Annotated in this window: 21 protein-coding genes; 7 read left to right on the top strand and 14 right to left on the bottom strand. The window is 66.5% G+C overall.

The genetic code is table 11. The features are described 5' to 3' along the window. Positions 1-160 precede the first annotated feature (160 nt). Positions 161-1,072: a CHAD domain-containing protein gene (locus RKE25_RS11285; protein WP_311838193.1), complete on the top strand. Its 912-nt coding sequence runs from the start codon at positions 161-163 to the stop codon at positions 1,070-1,072. 4 nt (positions 1,073-1,076) lie between these two features. Here the strand turns inward: RKE25_RS11285 and tadA are convergent, their stop codons facing one another. Together tadA and RKE25_RS11275 are read right to left on the bottom strand one after the other, a co-directional pair. Beyond that, positions 1,077-1,508, bottom strand: coding sequence for a tRNA adenosine(34) deaminase TadA (gene tadA, locus RKE25_RS11280; protein WP_311838192.1), 432 nt, complete (start codon positions 1,506-1,508; stop codon positions 1,077-1,079). Between the two features lie 208 nt (positions 1,509-1,716). Then, positions 1,717-2,838, bottom strand: a complete 1,122-nt coding sequence (locus RKE25_RS11275) for an alpha/beta hydrolase (RefSeq protein WP_311838191.1) — start codon at positions 2,836-2,838, stop codon at positions 1,717-1,719. Positions 2,839-3,075: 237 nt separating this feature from the next. Here RKE25_RS11275 and RKE25_RS11270 point away from each other — a divergent pair, with 237 nt between their 5' ends. Then, positions 3,076-3,669, top strand: a complete 594-nt coding sequence (locus RKE25_RS11270) for a TetR/AcrR family transcriptional regulator (protein ID WP_311838190.1) — start codon at positions 3,076-3,078, stop codon at positions 3,667-3,669. Here RKE25_RS11270 and RKE25_RS11265 read toward each other — a convergent pair. Then, on the bottom strand, positions 3,666-4,343 hold the full coding sequence (locus RKE25_RS11265) for a TetR family transcriptional regulator (protein ID WP_311838189.1): 678 nt from the start codon (positions 4,341-4,343) through the stop codon (positions 3,666-3,668). The genes RKE25_RS11270 and RKE25_RS11265 overlap by 4 nt on opposite strands. Before the next feature lie 82 nt (positions 4,344-4,425). Between RKE25_RS11265 and RKE25_RS11260 the strand changes: the two genes are divergently transcribed. Both RKE25_RS11260 and RKE25_RS11255 read left to right on the top strand, forming a co-directional pair. Beyond that, positions 4,426-5,544 carry an NAD(P)/FAD-dependent oxidoreductase gene (locus tag RKE25_RS11260; RefSeq protein WP_311838188.1) on the top strand — a complete coding sequence of 373 codons (1,119 nt, stop codon included), beginning with the start codon at positions 4,426-4,428 and terminating at the stop codon, positions 5,542-5,544. A gap of 123 nt (positions 5,545-5,667) precedes the next feature. Continuing rightward, complete coding sequence (locus RKE25_RS11255) at positions 5,668-6,633, top strand: oxidoreductase (RefSeq protein WP_311838187.1); 966 nt, start codon at positions 5,668-5,670, stop codon at positions 6,631-6,633. Positions 6,634-6,809: 176 nt separating this feature from the next. Here the strand turns inward: RKE25_RS11255 and guaA are convergent, their stop codons facing one another. The 3 genes from guaA to folD form a co-directional block, all read right to left on the bottom strand. Then, positions 6,810-8,396 (bottom strand): glutamine-hydrolyzing GMP synthase, encoded by a 1,587-nt coding sequence (guaA, locus tag RKE25_RS11250; RefSeq protein WP_311838186.1) that lies wholly within the window; start codon positions 8,394-8,396, stop codon positions 6,810-6,812. A 128-nt stretch (positions 8,397-8,524) separates the two neighbouring features. Next, the gene (gene guaB, locus RKE25_RS11245) at positions 8,525-9,982 is read right to left on the bottom strand and encodes an IMP dehydrogenase (protein ID WP_311838185.1); all 1,458 of its coding nucleotides are present in this window, start codon (positions 9,980-9,982) and stop codon (positions 8,525-8,527) included. Between the two features lie 111 nt (positions 9,983-10,093). Beyond that, on the bottom strand, positions 10,094-10,963 hold the full coding sequence (gene folD / locus RKE25_RS11240) for a bifunctional methylenetetrahydrofolate dehydrogenase/methenyltetrahydrofolate cyclohydrolase FolD (protein ID WP_311838184.1): 870 nt from the start codon (positions 10,961-10,963) through the stop codon (positions 10,094-10,096). A 63-nt stretch (positions 10,964-11,026) separates the two neighbouring features. Here folD and RKE25_RS11235 point away from each other — a divergent pair, with 63 nt between their 5' ends. Next, positions 11,027-11,596, top strand: coding sequence for a GNAT family protein (locus RKE25_RS11235; protein WP_311838183.1), 570 nt, complete (start codon positions 11,027-11,029; stop codon positions 11,594-11,596). 10 nt (positions 11,597-11,606) lie between these two features. On the opposite strand, the gene moeB is transcribed toward RKE25_RS11235, so the two are convergent. The 8 genes from moeB to ndk form a co-directional block, all read right to left on the bottom strand. Then, the gene (gene moeB, locus RKE25_RS11230; RefSeq protein WP_311838182.1) at positions 11,607-12,773 is read right to left on the bottom strand and encodes a molybdopterin-synthase adenylyltransferase MoeB; all 1,167 of its coding nucleotides are present in this window, start codon (positions 12,771-12,773) and stop codon (positions 11,607-11,609) included. A gap of 375 nt (positions 12,774-13,148) precedes the next feature. Next, positions 13,149-14,549: a ribosome biogenesis GTPase Der gene (gene der / locus RKE25_RS11225; protein ID WP_311838181.1), complete on the bottom strand. Its 1,401-nt coding sequence runs from the start codon at positions 14,547-14,549 to the stop codon at positions 13,149-13,151. Between the two features lie 22 nt (positions 14,550-14,571). Continuing rightward, on the bottom strand, positions 14,572-15,768 hold the full coding sequence (gene bamB / locus RKE25_RS11220) for an outer membrane protein assembly factor BamB (protein WP_311838180.1): 1,197 nt from the start codon (positions 15,766-15,768) through the stop codon (positions 14,572-14,574). 11 nt (positions 15,769-15,779) lie between these two features. Further along, positions 15,780-16,430, bottom strand: a complete 651-nt coding sequence (locus tag RKE25_RS11215; protein WP_311838179.1) for a tetratricopeptide repeat protein — start codon at positions 16,428-16,430, stop codon at positions 15,780-15,782. A 219-nt stretch (positions 16,431-16,649) separates the two neighbouring features. Beyond that, a complete protein-coding gene (locus tag RKE25_RS11210) occupies positions 16,650-17,627 on the bottom strand; it encodes a RodZ domain-containing protein (RefSeq protein WP_311838178.1) in 978 nt (325 codons plus the stop codon). Positions 17,628-17,632: 5 nt separating this feature from the next. Continuing rightward, on the bottom strand, positions 17,633-18,418 hold the full coding sequence (gene pilW, locus RKE25_RS11205; protein WP_311838177.1) for a type IV pilus biogenesis/stability protein PilW: 786 nt from the start codon (positions 18,416-18,418) through the stop codon (positions 17,633-17,635). Then, on the bottom strand, positions 18,408-19,544 hold the full coding sequence (gene rlmN / locus RKE25_RS11200; protein ID WP_311838176.1) for a 23S rRNA (adenine(2503)-C(2))-methyltransferase RlmN: 1,137 nt from the start codon (positions 19,542-19,544) through the stop codon (positions 18,408-18,410). The genes pilW and rlmN overlap by 11 nt, the downstream gene beginning before the upstream one ends. 67 nt (positions 19,545-19,611) lie before the next feature. Beyond that, entirely contained in the window at positions 19,612-20,037 is a 426-nt protein-coding gene (ndk, locus tag RKE25_RS11195; RefSeq protein WP_311838175.1) for a nucleoside-diphosphate kinase, read from the bottom strand. 237 nt (positions 20,038-20,274) lie between these two features. Here ndk and RKE25_RS11190 point away from each other — a divergent pair, with 237 nt between their 5' ends. After that, complete coding sequence (locus RKE25_RS11190; protein WP_311838174.1) at positions 20,275-20,892, top strand: TetR/AcrR family transcriptional regulator; 618 nt, start codon at positions 20,275-20,277, stop codon at positions 20,890-20,892. Between the two features lie 74 nt (positions 20,893-20,966). Further along, positions 20,967-23,369 carry a 3-hydroxyacyl-CoA dehydrogenase/enoyl-CoA hydratase family protein gene (locus RKE25_RS11185; RefSeq protein WP_311842291.1) on the top strand — a complete coding sequence of 801 codons (2,403 nt, stop codon included), beginning with the start codon at positions 20,967-20,969 and terminating at the stop codon, positions 23,367-23,369. Positions 23,370-23,382: the final 13 nt, after the last annotated feature.

The following is a 23,382-nucleotide window of genomic DNA, read 5'->3' as shown; positions in this document are numbered from 1 at the left end:
TCGCGCGCTGCCCGCTTTTGTAGCAGAGTAGGGATTCCCGGCACGGCCATGGCCGCGTCCGGCTCGTTCATGATTGACCAGCGTCAAGAGGCGCGCCCCGCGCCTCGGTTAGAAATGGCGGGTACCACCCGCGCCTTTCCTCCAGCGGTCGAGTCGAGCCATGAGTGCGATGCCCCATCCAGGCCAGCAGCCCCAACGGATTCCTTCCGCCAAGGTGCCCCGGCCCCCTGCCTCGGCCATGGTTGCGCTCTGCGATACCTACGACGGCTATCTCGCCAAGGCCACCAAGGCCCGCGCCACCCTGCTTCGCCGATACGAGCCCAAGGCACTGCATGCCTGGCGGGTGAACCTGCGCCGCCTCACTGCCACCTTGGACCACGTGGCGTCCGCCCTGCCCGGCGAACAGCCGGGCGGCCTGCTCGACCAGCTCAAGCAGTTCCGCAACGCTACCGGCGGCGCCCGTGACCTCGACATCCTGATGGACGAGACCCTGCCCGCCTTCGTCAACTGCGGCGAGCATGGCGACCGGATCGACCAGGCCTTGCTGCACGCACTGAACGCCAAGCGCGTACAGCTTCATCGCGATACGGTCGAGGGCCTGAAGAAGACCCGGCTGACCATGCCCACGCACACTTTCCATGCCTGGGTCGACGTGCATCGCGGCGTGACCGACGACGAGCTGCGCGCGGCCGCCGGCCACCTGATCGACAGCCGCGTGCGGCAACTGCGAAAACGCGCCGCCCGCATGCACGACAACCGCGAACGCCTGCACCGCGCCCGCACGGCGACCAAAAAACTTCGCTACACGCTAGAACTGTTCCAGCCCCTGTTCCCGCGCGACGCCACCCAAGCCTGGCTGGACCGCCTGGCCGAAGTGCAGACCCACCTGGGCGAAGCCCATGACCGCCTAACCGCCCGCGCCCTGTGCAAGGAGCTGCTGCCTGAGGCCAAGGATCACCCCCAGCTGAAAGCGCTACGCCGCTGGACGAAGCACACTGCGGCGGATGCCGCCGGGAAAGCGGAGAAGTCGCTGGATCATCTGTGGAAGCTGGGGCACCACTGGCGCCACTGAGCGCTTACCGGCGCGAGCGGAAGAACTCGCGCAACATCGCCGACGACTCCTCGGCCAGCAACCCGCCGTCCACTTGGATGCGATGGTTGTGGCGCTCCGATATCAACGTATCGAACACGCTGCCCGCGGCACCCGTCTTCGGATCCGCCGCGCCATAGACCACCCGCCCCACCCGCGCATGCACCATCGCCATCGAGCACATGGCGCAGGGTTCCAAGGTCACGTACAGGGTGGCGCCGGTGAGCCGGTAATTCCCCACCTTCTCGCCCGCCGCGCGCAGCGCCTGGATCTCGGCATGGGCGGTGGGATCGTTGAGGGTGATATTGCGGTTCCAGCCGAGGCCGACGATCTCGTCGTCCAGCACGAGCACGGCGCCCACCGGCACTTCGTTCTCCGCATCGCGCGCATGCGCGGCCAGTTGCAAGGCGCGGCGCATGTAGCGTTCGTCCTGGGGGGAGAACGCGGAGGGGGCCGGGTTAAGGGAAATATCGTTCATTCAGTGGGATACGCGGAGCTCTTCGCAGGGATTGTCGCACGGTGGCCTGGACGTGGCACTGCGGAGCGATCTTCGAATACCTATGCAGCTCCGCTTCGCATACGCCGGCATGACTTCGGCATACAAGGACGGCCGCCAAGTTTCCAAATCACGGGTGCGCTCCGCCCGCCTCCCTGGCGAAAGCGAGCAGCAGCTGGCTCAACCGAACCGGCTGCTCCTGCTGGATCCAGTGACCGGCGCCGTCGATCAGCTCGATGGCGCCCATCCTGGTTGTCGCCCTCGTCGTCATGAGATCGAGCGCGCCTGGCGCCGAATAGGTACCCCAATCGCTTTTCCCGCCGATGAAGAGCGATGGGACATCGATCGTCCGGCCCGAAAACAGACGCAACTCAGCATTTAGCTCAGGATCGGAAAAGACCCGATACGCCTGCAAGGCGCCTTGAAACCCGGTGCGCTCATACTCCTGCGTATACACCGTAAGCTCGGCCTCGGTGAGCCATTGGCAGGACAAGACGTCCGCATCGGAAGGTCGGAACGGAGCGACGGTCTCGGGCATCGTTTTGCCGAGATCCATCACGTAATAAGTGGGCATCTGTGCAAGATGTGTGGCGGTTCGCCCCTGCAACGGATGTGGCTTGTTTCCCGGCCAATCGGCGCTCTTGACGTAGAAAAACGCACGAAGAAACGCGTGCAGGCCTTGAGGCGGATGCCACATGTCATCGTTCGCCTGCCGCGCGCTCAGGTATTGCTGATAGTGCTCTCTCGGCGGATCGAGCGCCGCCAGCGCGGCTGCCAACGTTTGATTGTCATTGTTCGCTTGAGCCGCCGGCGCCTCGCTTTGCGCGGTGTCGAACGGAAACGCCGGCGGCCCGGGAAACGGTGCGCTCATCAGCACCAACGAAGGAAAGACGTCAGGCCGGGCGAGCGCGCAATACGCCGCCACGGGCGAGCCAAGGTCGTGCCCGACGAGCATGGCCGTTCGCCGATATCCCAATGCCGAGACCAGCGCGAGGGCATCACGCGTCATGTTCAAGAGGCCGAACGGCGCGAGCGGGGTGTCATAGCGATTCACCCAACCGGTGGTGCGGCCAAAGCCCCGCTGGTCGGGCGCCACGACGTGGTACCCGGCGTCAGCCAGCATCGGGATGAGGTGACGCCAGCCGTAAGCCAGATCCGGAAAGCCGTGCAGGAGCAGTGCGAGCGGCCGGCCGGCGCTTTCGTAACCGGCCTCGAGAACATGAACATCGAGGCCATTGACCCCGTAGATCATGCGCGAACGCACTCCCTTGGGGAGCGTCCCTTCGCCATATGTGGATGCTTTCAAGTCAGATCCTCCCCGCGGGTTCGCGCGCGCCGGTCGAGGCCAGGCTGGCCGCCGCCACGACGGCTGTCGGGACATCGATGGCGTGAAATTGGCGGACTGGCTCAGGCTCCGCCTCAAACTATGGCATTCGCCATAGTATGTCGATCGCCATAGCGATACAAGCAAACGTGTTATGTTGGCTGCATGCCACGCAAGACCAACGCCCGCGCTAACGCCATTGCCACCGCCCAACGGCTGTTTCGCATCCAGGGCTACACTGCGACTGGATTGAGCCAGATCATTGAAGAAAGCGGTGCACCCAAAGGATCGTTTTACTTTCACTTCCCACGCGGCAAGACACAGCTCGCGGAAGAAGCGATCGACCAATACGTCGCGAATAGGATTGCGGTTTTGCAGGATATCTCTGCGAATACGACAGGCGATGCCCTGAAATTTGTCCGCCAGATTTTCAAAACATTCGCCGCCGAGATGATCGCTTCCGATTTCCAATACGGATGCCTGATGCAAAATCTGGCGAATGAGCTACCCGCACTCGACGCCGAGCTGACCCAGCGGGTCGCGCGCGGATTCGTCGATTCGACCGCAGTCATTGCGGCGCATTTCAGGGGGTGTGGCTTCACTCCCGCACGCGCATCTTCTACCGCATCCGCATTGGTAGCGGCCCTCGAAGGCGCGCGAACGATCGCCCGCCTGGAGCGCACGTCGGCTATATTCAAAACGCTGGCGAAAGTCAGTGCCCAGCAGTGCTCACTACCCGGGCCGCGCCGCACGGCCTAGGTGTTTCGCTTGACGCAGGCGCCCGCCAGGATGAAGTCGACGCCGGCAACGAATTGTTGGCGATCGTCATGCTCGCTCAGCTGCGCCGCCACTCGCCGAAGAAATGGGTGCGATTCGGGATCGTCCCGAATCCAGCCCGTGGCTACGCCCTCCAGCCACGCCTTGCGATCCGTTGCGCCCGGAACCGTGCGGGCATTGGCCGCGTTCTGGCCGGCCACGCCGAGGATGTAGTTGGTCAGCGCTGAGGCGCAGTCGAATTGTGCATCCGCGGGAACACCAAGCGGCTGGAGCCATCCCCCGATGCGTTCGAAGATCTCTCCAACAGCGGCATGCCATGGTTCGCGGGAAAGATGGGCGCCAATCCAGGGGTGAGCGTCAATCGCATCGAATACCGCGAGCGCGATCGCGCGGATCTCGGCCTTTGGCTCCTCTTCCTTGGCCACTTTCGCCATGGCGCGGGCGAGGACGTCGCCCGTCGCGGCGGCAAGCAGGCGGTTCCTGTCGGCGACATGCCAGTAGATGGCCCCGCTGCCCGTCGCCAGATGTGTCGCCAGCGCCCGGAAGGTCAGAGCGGTCTCCCCGCGCGCATCGAGAATCTCGATCGCTGCCTCGACAATCCGCGCCTTGGAAAGGGCGTCCGTGCGCCGCGCTGTCTGATGGGCTCGTTTAGGCATGCACCCACCATGACATATATGGAACACCGTTCCAATCCTTGCTATACATGGAACGTCGTTCCAATCGTCCCGAGGCCTCGCCATGACCACTTCCGTCACCATTGTTGGTGCAGGCCTGGGCGGCCTGACCCTCACCCGCGTGCTGCATGTCCACGGCATCGCTGCCACGATTTATGAAGCCGAGCCCTCCGCGCACGCTCGCAGTCAAGGCGGCCAGCTCGACGTTCACGAACACGACGGTCAGCGCGCGCTCGCTGCCGCCGGCCTGACGGATGCATTCCGCGCCATCGTTCACGACGGTGGCGACGCGATGCGCGCGCTCGACCGACACGGCCATGTGCTGCTCGACCAACCCGGGGACGGCAGGCGTCCCGAGGTGCTCCGGGGCGACCTGCGGCGAGTCCTCATCGACTCCCTGCCTGCGGGGACGATCCGGTGGGGGCGGAAGCTAGCCGGCGTCAGGCCGCTGGGCGGCGGTCGTCACGAGCTGACTTTCACGGATGGCTCGACGGTCGAGACCCAATGGCTGGTCGGCGCCGATGGCGCCTGGTCGAAGGTGCGCCCGCTGGTGTCGGACGCGGAGCCCGCCTATGTCGGCGTGTCCTTCGTCGAGACCTACCTGCATGACGTGGATCGGCGGTTCCCCGCCACGGCCGCGGCAGTTGGGGCCGGCGGGATGTTCGCGCTCGAACCGGGCAAAGGAATTAGCGCGCACCGCGAGCCGGATGGCGTGCTGCACACCTACGTTCAACTGATGCGACCGGCGGCGTGGTTTGCGGACATCGACTTCAACGACACCGCGACTGCGAAAACCCGGATAGCCTCCGAGTTCGACGGGTGGACATCGGCGCTCACCACGTTGATCACCGGTAGCGACACGGGGCTGGTCCTGCGAACGGTCAACGCGCTGCCAGTGGGTCACCGATGGGCTCGTACGCCAGGCGTGACGCTGCTCGGCGACGCCGCACATCTGTCGCCGCCGGCCGGCGACGGCGCAAACCTGGCGATGCTCGACGGGGCCGAGCTTGGCGAGGCCATAGCCGCACGGCCTGGAGACATCGAGCATGCACTAGCTACCTATGAGGCGGCGATGTTCTCGCGCAGCGAGGTCGCTGCCGCGGGGGCGCACCGGGTCCTGGACCTTTGCCTGGGTGAGCGTGCGCCCTTCAGCCTCATCGATTTTCTCAGCGCGGAACAGTGAACGTACGAGGCCATGCGTGCAAAGCGCTGGGCCTTCAGAACGGTGCTTCCAATCTCCCGATTGCTTCTCAATCTGTGTCGCCCGCGCCTTGGTCGCCGATGTGCTGAAGTAGAGGCTAGCGACATGCGGATCATCGGCATGTCACTTGATTGCTGCTACCGACGCGGCACAGATAATTTTGACGGGACGATAATGACGATGTCAGAAAATCCAAGGATCGCCATCGTTGGGCCGGGCGCGATCGGCACGACGGTGGCGGCAGCCCTGCATGAGGCCGGACGCACACCGACGCTTTTCGGCCGCTCAGCGCACGAGCATCTGGAACTGCGCTTCGACGGCGGCCGCATCGCGGTGCCGGGACCTGTACATACCCATCCTGCTGAAGTCGAAAGCACGTTCGACCTGGTCTTTGTCGCGGTGAAATCCACGCAGATAGACGCGGCAGCACCATGGCTTTCCGCCTTATGCGGTAAAGGAACGGTGGTCTGCGTGCTGCAAAACGGGGTGGAACAGAAGTCGCTCTTCACGCCTTATGTGCCCGACAGCCCGGTCCTACCCTCGGTGGTATGGTTTCCTGCCCAACGCGAATCCGACACCTCGGTCTGGCTACGGGGCAAGGCGCGACTTACCTTGCCGGACTCACCAGAAACCAGCGTGGTCCTTGCGGCGTTGAGCGGCACACGGTGTTCGGTCGACGTGGCGGCCGATTTCGCCTCCGTCGCGTGGCGCAAGCTTTTGCAGAACGCGGCCGCCGGTTTGATGGTTCTCGCGGGTCGGCGCTCCGGCATGTATTCACGCGCCGACATCGCCGGGCTGGCGCTGGCCTATTTGCAGGAATGCCTTCAGGTTGCCCGGGCAGAGGGGGCGACGCTGGGCGACGAAGTCCCGCAAGAGATCGTCGATGCGTTCCAGAGTTATCCGCCGGACCTCGGCACGTCGATACTCGCCGACCGACAGGCCGGCCGTCCGCTGGAATGGGATAGCCGCAACGGAGTGGTGCGGCGACGTGGTCGATTGCACGGTATCCCTACGCCGATCAGCGACCTGATCGTGCCGCTGCTTGCCGCCGCCAGTGATGGGCCTGGCTGAGGTTCCGCCATGGAGGTGACGCTGTACCGCCGCTCCGCCCCCTCGTGCCCTGCGAATATTGGGGGCGAGAGTCGCAAAGGCCTGGCGACTCCGTTCCGGGCGGATGGAACGTTCAACGCGTCCAGCATGTACGAGGTCAACATCCGGGCGTCGACTGTTACCTCGCAGGCCTCAATTCACTCCCACTCGATCGTCGCCGGCGGCTTACCGCTGATGTCGTACACCACACGCGAGACGCCGCGCAGTTCGTTGATGATCCGGTTCGACACCTTGCCCAGGAAGTCATACGGCAGGTGCGCCCAATGCGCCGTCATGAAATCGATGGTCTCTACCGCGCGCAGGGCGATCACCCACTCGTAGGCACGGGCATCGCCTACGACGCCCACTGACTTCACCGGCAAGAACACGGCGAAGGCCTGGCTGGTCTTGTCGTAGAGGTCCCAGCGGCGCAGCTCCTCGATGAAGATGGCGTCGGCGCGGGCGAGGAGTTCGGCATATTCGGGCTTCACTTCGCCCAGGATGCGCACGCCCAGGCCGGGGCCGGGGAATGGGTGGCGGTAGACCATTTCGCGCGGCAGGCCGAGCTCGACGCCGATGCGGCGGACTTCGTCCTTGAACAGTTCGCGCAGCGGTTCGACCAGCTTGAGCTTCATGTGCTCGGGCAGGCCGCCGACGTTGTGGTGGCTCTTGATGACGTGTGCCTTGCCGGTCTTGCTGCCGGCCGACTCGATCACGTCGGGATAGATGGTGCCCTGGGCCAGCCACTTCACCTGGCCATTGCCGGCAGCGGTGACCTTCGCCGATTCCTCGTCGAAGATCTCCACGAACAGGCGGCCGATGATCTTGCGCTTGTCTTCGGGGTCGGCCACGCCTTCCAGCGCCTTGAAGTAGCGCGCGGCGGCGTCGACGCGGATCACCTTCACACCCATGTGCTGAGCCATGGTGGCCATCACCTGGTCGCCTTCCTGCCAGCGCAGCAGGCCGGTGTCCACGAAGACGCAGGTCAGGCGGTCGCCGATGGCCCGGTGCAGCAGCGCGGCGACGACGGAGGAGTCCACGCCGCCGGAGAGGCCCAGCAGCACGTGGTCGTCGCCCACCTGGGCGCGCACGCGCTCGATCTGGTCTTCGATGATGTTGGCGGCGGTCCATAGCGTGCGGCAGCCGCAGATCTCGGTGACGAAGCGCTTGAGCAGCGCGCCGCCCTGCTTGGTGTGCGTGACTTCCGGATGGAACTGCACGCCGTACCAGCGCCTGGCTTCGTTCGACATGGTGGCGACCGGCACGCGGTCGGTGCGGCCGGTGATGGTGAAACCGGGAGGCGCTTCGGCGACGTGGTCGCCGTGGCTCATCCACACGTCGAGCAGCGCCTTGCCCTCTTCCGGATGATCGGTGAGGCCGGACAGCAGGCTGTCTTCGGCGACGACTTCTACCTGCGCATGACCGAACTCGCGCGCGTCGGCCGCCTCGGTGGCGCCGCCGAGCTGCGCGGCGAGCGTCTGCATGCCGTAGCAGATGCCGAGGATGGGCAGGCCCGAATCGAACACTTCCTGCGGCGCCTTGGGTGCGCCGGGCAGCGTGGTGGATTCGGGACCGCCGGACAGGATGATGCCCTTGGCGCCGAACTTGGCGATCTCCGCCGGGTCATGGTCCCAGGCCCAGATCTCGCAGTACACGCCGATCTCGCGGACGCGGCGGGCGATCAGCTGCGTGTATTGCGCGCCGAAATCGAGGATGAGGATTTTGTCGCTATGGATGTCGGTCACGGTCCGGCTCCGATGCGCGGCAGGCGGCCCTGCCCGCGCCTGTCTTCGAAAAGCGCCGCCGGCAACGGACACCCGGCGCCGGCGGCTGGAAACGAAGCGCCGGCCATGTGGCCGGCGCTGAGGATCACTTACGAGTTGAGCCGGTAGTTCGGCGCTTCCTTGGTGATCTGGATGTCGTGCGGATGCGCTTCGGTCACGCCGGCGGACGTCACCTTCACGAACTGCGCATTCTTGCGCACGTCCTCGATGGTGGCCGCGCCGAGGTAGCCCATGGAGGCGCGCAGGCCGCCGATCAGCTGGTGGATGATGTTGCGCAGCGGACCGCGGTACGGCACGCGGCCTTCGATGCCTTCCGGCACCAGCTTGTCGGCGTCGGCCTCGTCCTGGAAGTAGCGGTCCTTGGAGCCCAGCGCCATCGCGCCGAGCGAGCCCATGCCACGGTAGCTCTTGTAGGAACGGCCCTGGAACAGTTCGACCTCGCCGGGTGATTCCTCGGTGCCGGCGAACATGGAGCCGAGCATCACGCTCGACGCGCCCGCGGCCAGCGCCTTGGGGATGTCGCCGGAATAGCGAATGCCGCCGTCGGCGATCAGCGGGATTTCGTCCTTCAGCGCGGTGGCGACCAGGTCGATCGCGGTGATCTGCGGCACGCCCACGCCGGCCACCACGCGAGTGGTGCAGATGGAGCCCGGGCCCACGCCGACCTTCACCGCGTCGACGCCGGCATGCAGCAGTGCGCGCGCCGCCTCGCCGGTGACGATGTTGCCGGCGATCACCTGCACCTGCGGGAAGTTCTTCTTGACCCACGCGGCGCGTTCGATCACGCCCTGCGAATGGCCGTGCGCGGTGTCGACCACCAGCACGTCCACGCCGGCGTCCACCAGCGCGGCGACGCGCTGCTCGGTGTCGCCGCCCACGCCGACCGCGGCGCCGACCAGCAGGCGCTCGTGGCGATCCTTGGCGGCGTTGGGGTTGTCGCGGGCCTTCTGGATGTCCTTGACGGTGATCAGGCCGCGCAGCTGGAAGTCGTCGTTGACGACCAGCACTTTCTCGATGCGGTTCTGGTGCAGCAGTTGCAGCACGTCGTCATGGCTGGCACCTTCCTTCACGGTGACCAGCTTGTCCTGGCGCGTCATGATGTTGCGCACCGGATCGTCGTGCTTGCGCTCGAAGCGCAGGTCGCGGCTGGTGACGATGCCGACCAGCTTCTCGCCTTCCACCACCGGCACGCCGGAGATGTTGTTGGCGCGGGTCAGCTGCAGCACTTCGCGAATGGAAGTGTTGGGGCCTACGGTAATCGGGCTGCGGATGACGCCGGCCTCGAACTTCTTCACCAGGCGCACTTCGGCGGCCTGCTGCTCGGCGGTCATGTTCTTGTGGATGATGCCGATGCCGCCCTGCTGGGCCATGGTGATGGCGAGGCGGGCTTCGGTGACGGTGTCCATGGCGGCGGACACGATCGGGATATTGAGGCGCAGGTCGCGGGTCAGCCGCGTGGAAGTATCGACGTCGCGTGGTAGGACGGCCGAATGGGCCGGAACGAGATAGACGTCGTCGTAGGTGAGAGCCTCGGCGAGGATGCGCATGCGATTTTGTCCCGCTGCAAAGATGGAATTATACGCATCCGCCCGAGGCGCCGCCAGCGCCACGGGGGGAACGAAAGGTCGCAGTGGGCCGGTGGCGGCGCCGGGAAACGCTCAGCGCACCTTGTGCGTGGCGCCGTGGGATTCTGCCGCTTCCAGGGTATTTTCCAGCAGCGTGGCGACCGTCATCGGGCCGACGCCGCCGGGGACCGGAGTGATCCAGCTCGCGCGTTCGGAGGCGGGGCCGAACTCCACGTCGCCGACCAGGCGGCCGTCTTCCAGGCGGTTGATGCCCACGTCGATCACTACCGCGCCCGGCTTGATCCATTCGCCCTTGACCAGGCCCGGCTTGCCGGCGGCGACGATGACGATATCGGCCTGGCGCACGTGGCTTTCCAGGTCGCGGGTGAACTTGTGGCAGGCCGTGGTGGTGCAGCCGGCGATCAGCAGCTCCAGCAACAGCGGGCGGCCGACGTGGTTGGAGACACCGACAACGACGGCGTGCTGGCCGCGCACGGGACGGTCGGTGTGGCCCAGCAGGGTCATCACGCCGCGCGGCGTGCACGGGCGCAGGCCGAAGCGGCGCAGCACCAGGCGGCCGATGTTGATCGCCTGGAAGCCGTCCACGTCTTTCGCCGGATCGATGCGGTCGACCAGGGCGTCCTCGTCGATGTGCTCGGGCAGCGGCGATTGCACGAGGATGCCGTGCACGGCGGGGTCGGCGTTGAGCTGGTCGATCAGCGTGAAAAGTGCTTCCTGGGTGGTGCTGGCCGGCAGGTCGTAGCCGAAGGAGCGGAAGCCCACCTGCTTGCACGCGGCGCGCTTGTTGCGCACATAGACGGCGGAGGCCGGATCGTCGCCCACCAGCACCACGGCGAGGCCGGGCTCCGCCAGGCCCTGCGCCTTGCGCTCGGCCACGCGGCGGCCGATGCGGTCGAGCAGCTCCTTGGCGATGCGTTTGCCGTCGATGATCCGTGCGCTCATGGTCGTTGCCCGCCTGCAAAGAGGCCTATTATCCGGGCTGGCCCGGACACGCACAAACCGCCCATGTCTCAAGACGACACTCCCTGGCCGTCCTTCGCGCTATTGCCGGGTTCGCTGCGGGTTCGACCGTGGCAACCGGACGATGCGGATGCGCTGTTCGCCGCCGCGAGCGAATCCATCCAGAGCGTGGGGCGCTGGCTGCCCTGGTGCCGCGAGGGCTATGCGCGCGACGACAGCGTGGCCTGGATCGCCCACGCCCAGGCGAGCTGGCAGCTCGAGGAACTGTTCGCCTTCGCCATCGTCGACGAGGCCGACGGCAGCGTGGCCGGCGGCGTGGGGCTCAACCAGTTCAACCGGCAGCACCGCAGCGCCAACCTCGGCTACTGGGTGCGGCAGTCGCGCCAGGGCCAGGGCATCGCACCGCGCGCAGTACCGGCGGTGGCGCGCTTCGGTTTCGAAACCCTGGGGCTGGTGCGGGTGGAGATTTTGGCCGCCGAAGAGAACCAGGCCAGCCGCCGTTGCGCGGCAAAAGCCGGCGCGCAGTTCGAGGGCATCGGCCGCCGCCGGCTGGTGATCGGCGAGGACGTGCTAGACGCGGCGGTGTATTCGCTGATCCCGGACGACCTCGCCTGATGCCGGCGCGCTAGGCCGTCGCGCAGAGCTGCGCGATGTCCTCGTAGCCGGCGAAGGTGGCGCCCTGGCCGCAGCCAGGACATGCCGGGTCGCGGCGCAGGCGCGTCTCGCGGAAACGCATGGTCAGCGCATCGACGTGCAGCAGACGTCCGACCAGCGGTTCGCCCAGCCCCAGCACCAGCTTCAGCGCCTCGGTGGCCTGCAACAGGCCGATCAGGCCGGGCAGCACGCCGAGCACGCCGGCCTCGCTGCAGTTCGGCGCTTCCGCAGCGGACGGCGGTTCCGGGAAAAGGCAGCGGTAGCACGGTGCGTCCGACTGGCGCGGATCGAACACGCTCACCTGGCCGGTGAAGCGCTCGACCGCGCCGTACACCATGGGCAGGCCGAGCTGGCGCGACGCGGCGGCGACGAGGTAGCGCGCCGGGAAGTTGTCGGCGCCGTCGATGATGAGGTCGTGGCCGGCCAGCAGGCGTTCCACGTTGTCGGCACGCAGGCGTTCCTCGCGCGTTTCGATGCGCACGCGCGGATTGAGCGCGTTCAGCGCGAGGCGGGCGGACTCGGTCTTGGCCATGCCGACGCGGGCATCGGCGTGGATCACCTGGCGGTGGAGGTTGGACCGCTCCACGCGGTCGTCGTCGATCAGGGTGAGTTGCCCCATGCCCGCCGCGGCGAGATAGAGCGCGGCCGGCGCGCCGAGACCGCCGGCGCCGAGCAGGACGATCTTCGCCGCGCCCAGCCTGGCCTGCCCGGCTTCGCCGACCTGCGGCAGGCGGAGCTGGCGCGAATAGCGCTCGGCGGCGTCGGCATCGAGGCTTCCTGTGGCCACCGGCAGGCCTTCGGCCTTCCAGCGGTTGAAGCCGCCCGCGACCGAATAGACCTGCCGATAGCCCATGCGCTGCAAGGCTTCGGCGGCGAGCAGCGAGCGCTGGCCGCTGCCGCAGAGCGCCACGATCGGCCGGCCGCGGTCGGCCTCCACCTGTTCGATGCGCAGTTCCAGAAAACCCCGGGACAAACCCAGCGCACCGCTGGGCGTGCCATCGGCGCGTTCATTGTCCTCGCGCACGTCGATCAGCAAGGCGCCGCCCGCCTGCCGGGCAAGGGCTTCCGCCGGGGCGATTTCCGGCACGCGCTGGCGCAGCTCGGCGAGCCAGCTTTCGCGATTGAAGGACTCGGTCATGTGCGGAGTTTAGGACGATCCGCGGAGGGGTGCGTCATGGGGGCATGCCGTCGTAGGCAGGGGTGAAAATGCGGGGGCTTCGTTGCGGCCTTCGTTTCGGTGCATGCGAGACGGAGCGCAGCGCGGGAACGCCGTGAGTGGCATCAAAGCGAGCGAAGCGAGTCGCCCAACAACGAAAAAGCCGGCAGTCACGATGGCGACCGGCTTTCGAATCCGAGGCGTCGCGGATGGGCGCTGAGGCTCTTGCGAGCGCTGTCGCTACTGGATTCCGGCCTGAGCCGGAATGACGGTCTTAAGGTGCCAAGGCGACCCTCGGCAGGATGGCGACTCGTGAACTCCGTGATGAACGGCTGTGAGCTTTATCGCTCACCACGCTCAGCGCTTGCGGCGCTTCATCTCGCGGATCATGCGCTGCCGCTTGCGGAGCTGGCCTTCGGTGAGCACGTTCTTCTTGCCGGCGTAGGGGTTCTCGCCTTCGCGGAATTCGATGCGCACAGGCGTGCCTTCGAGGCGGAAGCGCTTGCGAAAGAAGCCTTCCAGGTAGCGGCGATAGGCCGGCGCGATGTGCTTGGTGCGGCTGCCGTGGATGACGATGGTCGGCGGATTGCTGCCGCCCGGATGGGCGAAACGCAGCTTCGGTGCATGGCCGCGCACCAGCGGTGGCTGGTAGCCCTCGTAGGCGCGCTCCAGCGTGCGGGTGAGTTCGGAGGAGCCCATCTCACGCGTGGCGGCGTCGTGGGCGCGCACAATGGCGCGCATCAGTTCGCGCAGGCCCGAGCCGTGCAGCGCCGAGATGAAGACCTGCTTGGCCCAATCGACGAACTGCAGACGGCGCTCCAGCGCGCGTTGGCATTGTTCGCGCTGGTACGCGTCCATGCCGTCCCATTTGTTGATGGCAATGACGACCGCCCTGCCCTCGTCCACGGCATGGCCGATGAGGGTGAGGTCCTGGTCGGCGAGGTTTTCCCGCGCATCGACCATGATCACCACCACCTGGGCGGCGGCGATCGACTGCAGGGTCTTGATGACGCTGAACTTCTCGACAGCTTCCTCGACGCGCGCCTTGCGGCGCACACCGGCGGTATCGATCAGCACATAGCGGCGGCCGTCGCGCTCCAACGGTACGCGGATGGGATCGCGCGTGGTGCCGGCAACGCTGGAGACGATCAGCCGCTCTTCGCCGAGTAGGCGATTGATGAGGGTGGACTTGCCGGCATTCGGACGCCCGACGATGGCCACGCGGATGGCGCCTTCGTCCTCAGGGGCGACCTCCTCGTGCGCGTCTTCCGGCAGCAGCGGCAACACGTGATGGATGAGCTCGTCTGTGCCGCGGTTGTGTGCGGCCGACAGCGGCAGCGTCGAGGCCAGGCCGAAGACGGCGAACTCCGACAGCGCGGTCTGCACGTCGACGCCGTCGGTCTTGTTGACCGCGGCGATGATCGGCTTCCCGCTGCGGCGCAGGTCTTCGAGGATGGCGCGATCCTGCGGCAGCAGGCCGTCGCGCGCATCGACCACGAAGACCAGCACCTGGGCTTCCTCGATCGCCAGGCGGACCTGCTGCGCGGTGAGCGCGTCCAGGCCCTCCTCGACACCGGAGAGGCCGCCGGTGTCGACCACCACGAACGGGCGCTCGCCGGTGCGGCACACACCGTAGTGGCGGTCGCGGGTGACGCCCGGCATGTCAGCCACCAGGGCGTCGCGGCTGCGCGTCAGTGCGTTGAAAAGGGTCGATTTACCGACATTGGGGCGACCGACCAGGGCGACGACGGGCAGCATGGGAACGCATGGACTCCGGCGATCAGTGCGTGCCGAGACGATAGGCGCCGATGCGGCCCTTCACGTCTTCGACGTACACGGTATCGCCCACGACCAGCGGCTGGGCGCGGATCGGCTTCTTGGACAGGCGCTCGCGCGCGGCCACGGCGCCGTCGCTGGTCTGCATCCAGTGCACGTAGCCTTCCAGGTCGCCGACGACCACGTAGTTGCCCTGCACGGCCGGCGCACTGAGCCAGCGGTACTTGAACTTGTCGTTCTTCCACATATCGGCGCCGCCGTTCTTGTCGAACGCCCACACCTGGGAGTCGTCGTTGACGCCGTAGAGAGCGTTGCCGGAGACGTCCACGGAGGTGAAGGTGGAGAACGGACGCGACCAGAGCGGGCGGCCACTGGGGCCGTCCACGGCGACCAGGTTGCCGTGATAAGCGGCGCCGTACAGCGTGCTGCCATCGAGCACGATGGCGCCGTCGGCGTCGTTCAGGCGGTCGATTTCGGTGCGGCCTTCGCCGCTGGCGAGGCTCTGTTCCCAGAGCTTCTCGCCGTTGTCCAGGCGCAGCGCGACGAGCTTGCCATTGTCGCTGCCCAGGAAGATCACGCCGTTGGCGACCAGCAGCGGACCATTGCCGCGCAGGCTGAGCAGCGGCACGTTGCCCTGGTCGTACGCCCAGCGGCGCTCGCCCGAGGTGCTGTCCAGGCCGTAAAGGCGGCCGTCGCCGGTGCGGACCACCACCAGGTTGCCGACCACGGCGGGAGCGGAAAGCACTTCAGAGCTGACCGTGGCTTCCCAGCGTGGCGAACCGTCCTTGGCGTTCACGCCATAGACGTGGCCGTCGAGGGTGCCGATCGCCAGCAAGTCGCCGGACACGCCTGGGCCGCCGGCGTAGAAGGCGTCCTTACGCTTCTTGTCGCCCCAGCCGAACCAGCCCTTCGTGCTGGAGCTCTTGGACCACAGCGTCTTGCCGCTGGTGGCGTCGAGCGCGGCGAGCTTGCCGTCGGTGCTGGCCACATAGAGCACGCCGTCGGCGAAGGCCGGGCGCAGACGCAGACCGCTTTCGCCGGCGCCCTTGCCGATGCTGCTGGTCCACAGGCGGGTGACCTGGGCCGTCGGCTTGAAGTCCTTGTCGAGCGGCGTGGGCGGCTGGACGTTTTCCTTCTTGAAGGAATGGCAGCCGGCCAGGGCCGCTACCGACACCAGTCCCACCAGCAAAGCTCGTTTCATCACACCAGCTTTCATGCACCCTGCTTCCCGGCCACGGCCAGATTGTCGAGTTTCAACTGCAAGGCGCCGCTCTGCGGCGCACCTTCGCCCAGCGCGGCCTTGGCAGCCTCATAGGCCTTGCGCGCGTCATCCGGGCGCCCAAGCTTGACCAGGGCGTCGCCGCGTAGTTCCTGGCTCAGGCCTTCGTAGTTTTTCGGCGTCATGCGGTCCAGCGTGGACACTGCGTCGGCGGCCTTGTCCTGCGCCAGCTGCACCTGCGCGATGCGCAACTGCATGAGCGCCTTCAGTTCGGGATTGGCCGCGTGGCTCTCGGCCCAGTTCAGCGAGACCAAAGCCTTGTCGAGCTGCTTGGCATTGACCTGGCGCACCGCGCGGTCGCCGGCGGCGAACACTGCGTAGGGCGACTCGGCGAAATCCTTGAACAGCTGCTCGGTGATCGCGTCGGCCTGATCGTTCTTGCCGGCGGCGACGGCGGTCTGCACCTGCTGGTAGAGCTGCGAAGCCTCGCTCTCGCGACCGGCCTTGTGATTGCTCCACTGCTGCCAGCCGAAGATGCCGACCAGACCGATCACGACGCCGACCACGATGGACAGGCCATTCTGGCGCAGCCATTTCTGTACGCGTTCGCCCTGCTCGTAGTCGTCGTAGACTTCAAATGCCATGCAATCACCCTTGAAGGGAACGGATACCGCCGGAGGCACGGCGGCCGTCCTGGCGCGTAGGAACTGGAACGATCCGGCCGGCGTTCGCTGGGCGGATACAAAGGGCAAGCATAACCGATCGCACTACCCCGCGTTGACCGTTTCGCGTCGACGGAAGCGCCGGTCGCGACGCCATGCGGAGAGCGGACCGCGCCTGACGACGCGGCCCGTCAGGCGGAATCAGACGCCGCTGGGCGAGGCCTTGCCGTCGCGCACATCCACCTTGAAGTGCGCCACATTGGCCCGGCGGAAGCTATCGAGCACGACGGGCTGACCATCCAGCGAGACCTGGGCGCCGGTCGCATTGCCGATGCGCACCACCAGCGGCTTGTCGCTGCGGTAGGTCTTGCTGGTGCCTGCCGGCAGCAGGCCGTATTCCAGGCGGGAACCGTCCTGCGCGGTCACTTCCACCCAGCTGGCATTGGGTAGTTCGAGCGACAGGCTATGCGCACCGTCGCCGACCGGCGCGGCCTTGAGCGGATCCTTGGGCTGGGCCGCATCGCTGCTGCCCAGGTTGGGGAATGGGGCCATCGACGCCAGCAGCGGCTGCTCCTGCGTGTCGGCAGCCGGTTCCGCCGGCTTGGGCGCCGCCGGAACCTGGGCGGTGCCGGCGCCCTGCACGGCCGCGACGCTGCCCGATACCGCCGGCAGGTCGGCCTGGGCGACCGGCTTGGCGTCCAAAGGCGCGAGGTGGCTGACGTCGCGGTCGAGCGTGCCGCGCACGCCCAGCCAGATGGTCGGCACCACGATCGCTGCCGTCAGCACCACATAGGTAGCCGCGCGGGCATAGCGCTCGAGCAGGTAGCGCGAGTGCGAGATGCCGCCGGTGGCCACCAGCGTAGGCTCTACCGGCGTCAGGCGGGCGAGTTCGGCCTGGATGGCCTGCTCGTCCACGCCCACGTGGCGCCCGTACTTGCTCAGGTAGCCAGCGAGGTACACCTGATAGTCGATGCCTGCGTAATCGCCGCTTTCGAGCTGGCGCAGGACACGCACGGGCAGGCGCAGGGCCTGGCCGCAGCTTTCGATGTCCAGCCCCTTGGCTTCGCGGGCCGCGCGCAGGCGCGAGCCGAAATTTTCCTGCAGAGCGACCGCCCCCTGTGCGCGCGCGTCAAACAGGACCCTTTCCCCGGCCTCCGGACCGGCCGGCTGTGACTGCATGGATGTCATTGGCTTGCGGTTGAGTCGATGGCGCGAGCCTGTTCCGAATCCGGGAACTGGCTCTGCAATCGCCTGCTGTAGTTGCGGGCAGCGTCCTTGTTGCCCAGGCGGAGTTCGATGTCATGGCCGAGCTTGAGCCCGTCGGGCGACGGCTGTCCCAGCGCGTCGTAACGCTGGAGGAAAGCCCGTGCACGAAACGGATCGTTCTGCTTGCTGTAAAGCAACGAGGCGATCTGCAGCAGCGCTTCGGCGTTCTGCGGATCGAGCGTGATCGCCTTGCGGTAATCGTCTTCGGCACCGGCGACATCGCCCGTACCCTCGAGACAGCGACCGGCATTGGTCCAGGCCAGCGCCGGCGTCTGGTAGAAGGGATCGGCGACCGCCTTCTGGAAGTACTGCGCCGCCTCGGCCGCGCGCCCCGTCTTGCAGAGGAAGGCACCGAGGTTGTTGTTGGTATCGCCCTTCGACGGGTCCAGCGCCACCGCCTTGCGGTAGTGCTTCTCAGCCTCGACCGGATTGCTGATGCGTTCGTACAGCACCGCCATTACGGTATGGGCAGGCACATAGTTCGGATCGAACTGCAGCGCCTTGTTGAGCTTGATCATGGCGTCCTGCATGTCGCCATTCTGCATGTACGACTGGGCAAGCTCCGTATGCACGCGGGCGCCTTCCTGGGCGTTCTCGCTGCGCGAGGCACGAGGGGTCGGGCCTTCCTGGCTGCCGCCGGTGGAAACGCAGGCGGTCAGCGAGGCGCCCAGGCAGGCCGCGAGCAGAATCCGTTCAAGCCGCATGACTCGTACCCTCTTCCAGACGTTTGCGGAACTCGGCCTGGCGGCGCGTGCGGTCCAGCACCTGTCCCTTCAGCTGCCCGCATGCCGCATCGATGTCGTCGCCGCGGGTGCGGCGCAGCATCGTGAGGATGTTGGCATTGAGCAGCTGGGTCTGAAAGGCGCGGATCGTGTCGGCGTCGGAACGCTCGAAGCGCGTGCCGGGGAATGGATTGAAGGGGATCAGGTTGACCTTGCAGTTGGGCAGCTTGCGCATCAGCTTGATCAGCTGGCGTGCGTGCTCGGGCTGGTCGTTGACGCCCTTCATCAGCGTGTATTCGAAGGTGATCGACGTGCGCGGCTTGCGTTCCAGCCAGCGGCGGCAAGCGCCGACCAGCTCGTCGATCGGATAGCGCTTGTTGAGCGGCACCAGCTCGGTGCGCAGCTCGTCGTTGGCCGCGTGCAGCGACACAGCCAGGGACACATCGATGGCTTCGGACAGCTTGTCGATCATCGGCACCATGCCGGCGGTCGACAGGGTCACGCGCTTGGAGGCCAGGCCGAAGCCCAGGTCGTCGCGCATCAGGCTCATCGCCTTGACGACGTTATCGAAGTTCAGCAGCGGCTCGCCCATGCCCATCATCACCACGTTGGTGATGCGGCGGTTCTGGTGCGTGATGTTGCCGAGGTATTTGGCCGCCACCCACATCTGGCCGATGATCTCGGATGTGGCCAGGTTACGGTTGAAGCCCTGCGTGGCGGTGGAGCAGAACTGGCAGTTCAGGCCGCAGCCCACCTGCGAGGACACGCACAGCGTGCCGCGGGTGGGTTCGGGGATGTACACCGCTTCCACTGCGTTGCCGCCGTCCATGCCCAGCAGCCATTTGTGGGTGCCGTCGGTAGCGCCCTTGTCGAACAGGGTCTTCGGCGGACCGACATAGCAGGACGCCTCGAGCTTCGCCCGAAGCGCCTTGCCTACATCAGTCATGTTCGCGAAGTCGTCTTCCAGGCGGTGGTAGATCCACTTCATCACCTGCTCGGCGCGATAAGGCTTCTCGCCCAGCTGTGCGAAGAAATCGCGCAGCCCCTGGCGATCGAAATCGAGCAGGTTGACCTTCTCGGTGGATGGTGTGGATACGGCCTGGTTCATCGTCTTCGGAAAAGCGCGGCCGGGTGGCCGCCGTGGAAGGCCGCGCCCACGAGGGGCGCGGTCGGGTTTACCTCGAGTGCACTTCGGTCGCGGCGAAGAAGTACGCGATCTCGACCTTGGCGGTCTCCGGCGCGTCCGAGCCGTGCACGGCGTTGGCATCGATCGAATCGGCGAAGTCGGCGCGGATGGTGCCCGGCGCGGCGTCCTTCGGATTGGTGGCGCCCATCAGCTCGCGATTCTTGAGGATGGCGTTGTCGCCTTCCAGCACCTGGATCATCACCGGACCGGAGATCATGAAGTCGACCAGCGCCTTGAAGAACGGACGTTCCTTGTGCACGGCGTAGAAGCCTTCGGCTTCCTGGCGCGACAGCTGCGCCATCTTGGCAGCCACGACCTTGAGACCGGCCTTCTCGAAACGGGCATAGATTTCGCCGATCACGTTCTTGGCGACAGCGTCGGGCTTGATGATGGAAAGGGTGCGCTCCAGCGCCATGAGTAGTCTGCTCCGGAAAAACTGGTATCTGAGTGGGCGGTCTGGCGTCGTGCCAGGGAAGTTAGGCCAAATCCAGTGACGTTTAGCGGATTTAGCTCATGAAAGTCTGACAGATTCTCATTGAGACGCAAGCCGGGGCGGGGGCGTTGCAAACGATCGTTTGACTCCAGGGATTTGTCCCCCGTATGCTCAAACGATCGTTTGATTCGTGCCTGCGCCCACCAGGGGATCGCCCGCTTGCAGACCTCGCCGCATTCGACCAAGGAACGCATCCTCGCCGCCGCCGAGGCGCTGTTCGCCCGGCACGGTTTCGACGGCGCCTCCCTGCGCCAGCTGACCGCCGCCGCAGGAGTCAACCTGGCGGCCGTCAACTACCACTTCGGCTCCAAGGACCGCCTGATCGAGGAGGTCTTCCGCCGCCGCCTGGACCAGCTCAACGGCCACCGCATGGCCGCCCTGTCCCGCATCGCCGGCCAGCCGGAGACTACCCTGGAAGACGTCCTGGCGGCCTTCATCAAGCCGGCGCTGGAGCTGTCCCACGAGGGCAGCGGCTCGCTCTTCATGCGTGTGCTGGCGCGGGCATTCGCCGAGCACGACGACACCCTCCGCAAGTTCCTGTCCGAGAACTACGGCCACGTCATGCGCCAGTTCACCGCCGAGTTCGCGCGCCTGCTGCCGCGGCTCAGCAAGGAGGAGCTGTACTGGCGCGTGGACCTGGTCACCGGCGCGCTGACCCACGCCATGTCGGGCTTCGGCATGATCCAGCGCAAAAGCGATGTCACCGAGCGCATGCATCGTGAGCAGACGGCCGAGCACCTGATCCGCTTCGCGGCGGCCGGCCTCAACGCCCCCTGATTCCTTCGAGGAGGCCGGCAAAGGCCTCCTTACCGTTTCAACACCCCCTAAGTGTCCGCACTACGGAGAAGCCAATGACCGCTCCAACCGAATCAAAGTCGGCCGCGTCCCAGTCCGCGCTGCGCATCCGCAAGGCCGCGGTGCTCGGCGCCGGCGTCATGGGCGCGCAGATCGCCGCGCACCTGACCAATGCCAACGTGGAGACCGTGCTGTTCGACCTGCCCGCCAAGGAAGGTCCCAAGAGCGGCATTGCGCTCAAGGCGATCGAAAACCTCAAGAAGCTCTCCCCTGCCCCGCTGGCCGACGGCACGCGCGCCGCCGCGATCATCCCGGCGAACTACGACGACGACCTGGAGCACCTCAAGGACGTCGACCTGGTGATCGAGGCGATCGCTGAACGGATGGACTGGAAGCTGGACCTCTACAAGAAGATCGCGCCCTACGTCGCACCGCACGCCGTGCTGGCCAGCAACACCTCGGGCTTGTCGATCAACGGCCTGGCCGAAGCGCTGCCGGAAGAGATGCGCCATCGCTTCACCGGCGTGCACTTCTTCAATCCGCCGCGCTATATGCACCTGGTCGAGCTGATCCCGACCAAGCTCACCGAGACCAAGGTGCTGGAGGGCCTCGAAGCCTTCCTCACCACGGTCGTGGGCAAGGGCGTGGTGTACGCTAAGGACACGCCGAACTTCATCGGCAACCGCATCGGCGTGTTCTCGATGCTGGCCACCATGCACCATACCGAGCAGTTCAAGCTGGGCTTCGACGTGGTGGACGCGCTCACCGGCCCGGCTGTCGGCCGTCCGAAGAGCGCCACCTACCGCACCGCCGACGTGGTGGGCCTGGACACCATGGCGCACGTGATCAAGACCATGGCCGACACGCTGGCCGACGATCCGTGGCACGAGTACTTCAAGGCGCCCGTCTGGCTGCAGGGCCTGATCGACCAGGGCGCGCTCGGCCAGAAGACCGGCGCCGGCTTCTACCGCAAGGCCGGCAAGGACATCGTGGTGCTGGACGTGGCCAAGCGCGACTACCGCCCCTCGGAGCAGAAGGCTTCCGATGAAGTGGCCGCTATCCTCGCCATCAAGGACCCGGCCGAGAAATTCACCAAGTTGCGCGCCTCGACCGATCCGCAGGCGCAGTTCCTGTGGGCCACTTTCCGCGACCTGTTCCACTACACCGCCTATCACCTGGCCGACATCGCCGATACCGCGCGCGACGTCGACTTTGCCATCCGCTGGGGCTATGGCTGGAAGCTCGGTCCGTTCGAGACCTGGCAGGCCGCCGGCTGGCAGCAGGTGGCCAAGTGGATCGAGGAAGACATCGCCGCCGGCAAGGCCATGAGCAAGGCCCCGCTGCCCAAGTGGGTGACGGACGGCCGCGCCGGCGTGCACGGCAAGAACGGTTCGTATTCGGCCGCCTCCGGCACCGACAAGCCGCGCTCGCAGCACCCGGTGTACGCGCGCCAGCTGTTCCCCGATCCGATCCTGGGCGAGAAGTTCGACCAGGGCACCACGGTGTGGGAGAACGATGGCGTCCGTCTGTGGACGTTGGGCGACGACGGCGTCGGCATCATCTCGTTCAAGACCAAGATGAATACGGTCAACGACCAGGTGCTCGACGGCATCCAGCAGGCGGTGGACATCGCCGAGCAACAGCTCAAGGCCGTGGTGATCTGGCAGACCGGCGAGCCGTTTTCCGCCGGTGCGGACCTGAAGGGCGCGCTGGGCCTGCTGCAGGCCGGCAAGCTCGACGACTTTGAAAAGATGGTCGCCAACTTCCAGCGCACCAGCATGCGCATCAAGCACTCGCTGGTGCCGGTAGTCTCGGCCGTGCGTGGACTGGCCCTGGGCGGCGGCTGCGAATTCCAGATGCATTCGGCGCGCACCGTGGCGGCGCTGGAGAGCTACATCGGCCTGGTCGAAGCGGGGGTCGGCCTGCTGCCGGCCGGCGGCGGGCTGCACGAATTGGCGATCCGCGCGGCGCAGGCCAACCCGTCCGATCCGTTCGAAGCGCTGAAGAAGGTGTTCGAGACGGTGGCGATGGCCAAGGTCTCCGGCAGCGCGCTGGAAGCCAAGCAGCTAGGCCTGCTGCGCGACAGCGACGTGGTGGTGTTCAACGCCTTCGAGCTGCTCTATGTCGCCAAGCAGGTGGCACGCGCGCTGGCCGAGAGCGGCTACCGCCCGCCGTTGCCCGCGCGCACCATCCCGGTCGCCGGCGACGTCGGCACCGCCACGTTCCGCGCCTCGCTCGCCAACCTGCAGGCCGGCTACTTCGCCTCCGAGCACGACGTGGCGATCGCCACCCGCATCGCCGACACGCTGTGCGGCGGCGCGATCGAGCGCGGCTCGCTGGTGGACGAAGCGTGGCTGCTGGACCTGGAGCGCAAGCACTTCGTGGAACTGGCGCAAACGGAGAAGACGCAGGCACGCATCGCGCACACGATGACGACCGGCAAGCCGCTGCGCAACTGATGCGAGCGGTTCC

Origin of the sequence: Dyella sp. BiH032 (assembly GCF_031954525.1) — a bacterium.
Taxonomy (GTDB): domain Bacteria; phylum Pseudomonadota; class Gammaproteobacteria; order Xanthomonadales; family Rhodanobacteraceae; genus Dyella_D.
Note: the sequence above shows the minus strand (reverse complement) of the source record. Positions and strands in the feature narration are given on the sequence as shown.

What these genes read in the sequence shown, in the direction of transcription:
- RKE25_RS11255 (WP_311838187.1), top strand. Translation starts at nt 5,668, where the DNA reads ATGCGGATCATCGGCATGTCACTTGATTGCTGCTACCGACGCGGCACA.
- pilW (WP_311838177.1), bottom strand. Translation starts at nt 18,418, where the DNA reads ATGCGGCTTGAACGGATTCTGCTCGCGGCCTGCCTGGGCGCCTCGCTG.
- RKE25_RS11285 (WP_311838193.1), top strand. Translation starts at nt 161, where the DNA reads ATGAGTGCGATGCCCCATCCAGGCCAGCAGCCCCAACGGATTCCTTCC.
- der (WP_311838181.1), bottom strand. Translation starts at nt 14,549, where the DNA reads ATGCTGCCCGTCGTCGCCCTGGTCGGTCGCCCCAATGTCGGTAAATCG.
- rlmN (WP_311838176.1), bottom strand. Translation starts at nt 19,544, where the DNA reads ATGAACCAGGCCGTATCCACACCATCCACCGAGAAGGTCAACCTGCTC.
- RKE25_RS11270 (WP_311838190.1), top strand. Translation starts at nt 3,076, where the DNA reads ATGCCACGCAAGACCAACGCCCGCGCTAACGCCATTGCCACCGCCCAA.
- tadA (WP_311838192.1), bottom strand. Translation starts at nt 1,508, where the DNA reads ATGCGCCGCGCCTTGCAACTGGCCGCGCATGCGCGCGATGCGGAGAAC.
- RKE25_RS11185 (WP_311842291.1), top strand. Translation starts at nt 20,967, where the DNA reads ATGACCGCTCCAACCGAATCAAAGTCGGCCGCGTCCCAGTCCGCGCTG.
- folD (WP_311838184.1), bottom strand. Translation starts at nt 10,963, where the DNA reads ATGAGCGCACGGATCATCGACGGCAAACGCATCGCCAAGGAGCTGCTC.
- bamB (WP_311838180.1), bottom strand. Translation starts at nt 15,768, where the DNA reads ATGAAACGAGCTTTGCTGGTGGGACTGGTGTCGGTAGCGGCCCTGGCC.
- RKE25_RS11265 (WP_311838189.1), bottom strand. Translation starts at nt 4,343, where the DNA reads ATGCCTAAACGAGCCCATCAGACAGCGCGGCGCACGGACGCCCTTTCC.
- RKE25_RS11235 (WP_311838183.1), top strand. Translation starts at nt 11,027, where the DNA reads ATGTCTCAAGACGACACTCCCTGGCCGTCCTTCGCGCTATTGCCGGGT.
- RKE25_RS11260 (WP_311838188.1), top strand. Translation starts at nt 4,426, where the DNA reads ATGACCACTTCCGTCACCATTGTTGGTGCAGGCCTGGGCGGCCTGACC.
- RKE25_RS11215 (WP_311838179.1), bottom strand. Translation starts at nt 16,430, where the DNA reads ATGGCATTTGAAGTCTACGACGACTACGAGCAGGGCGAACGCGTACAG.
- moeB (WP_311838182.1), bottom strand. Translation starts at nt 12,773, where the DNA reads ATGACCGAGTCCTTCAATCGCGAAAGCTGGCTCGCCGAGCTGCGCCAG.
- RKE25_RS11275 (WP_311838191.1), bottom strand. Translation starts at nt 2,838, where the DNA reads ATGATCTACGGGGTCAATGGCCTCGATGTTCATGTTCTCGAGGCCGGT.
- ndk (WP_311838175.1), bottom strand. Translation starts at nt 20,037, where the DNA reads ATGGCGCTGGAGCGCACCCTTTCCATCATCAAGCCCGACGCTGTCGCC.
- RKE25_RS11210 (WP_311838178.1), bottom strand. Translation starts at nt 17,627, where the DNA reads ATGCAGTCACAGCCGGCCGGTCCGGAGGCCGGGGAAAGGGTCCTGTTT.
- guaB (WP_311838185.1), bottom strand. Translation starts at nt 9,982, where the DNA reads ATGCGCATCCTCGCCGAGGCTCTCACCTACGACGACGTCTATCTCGTT.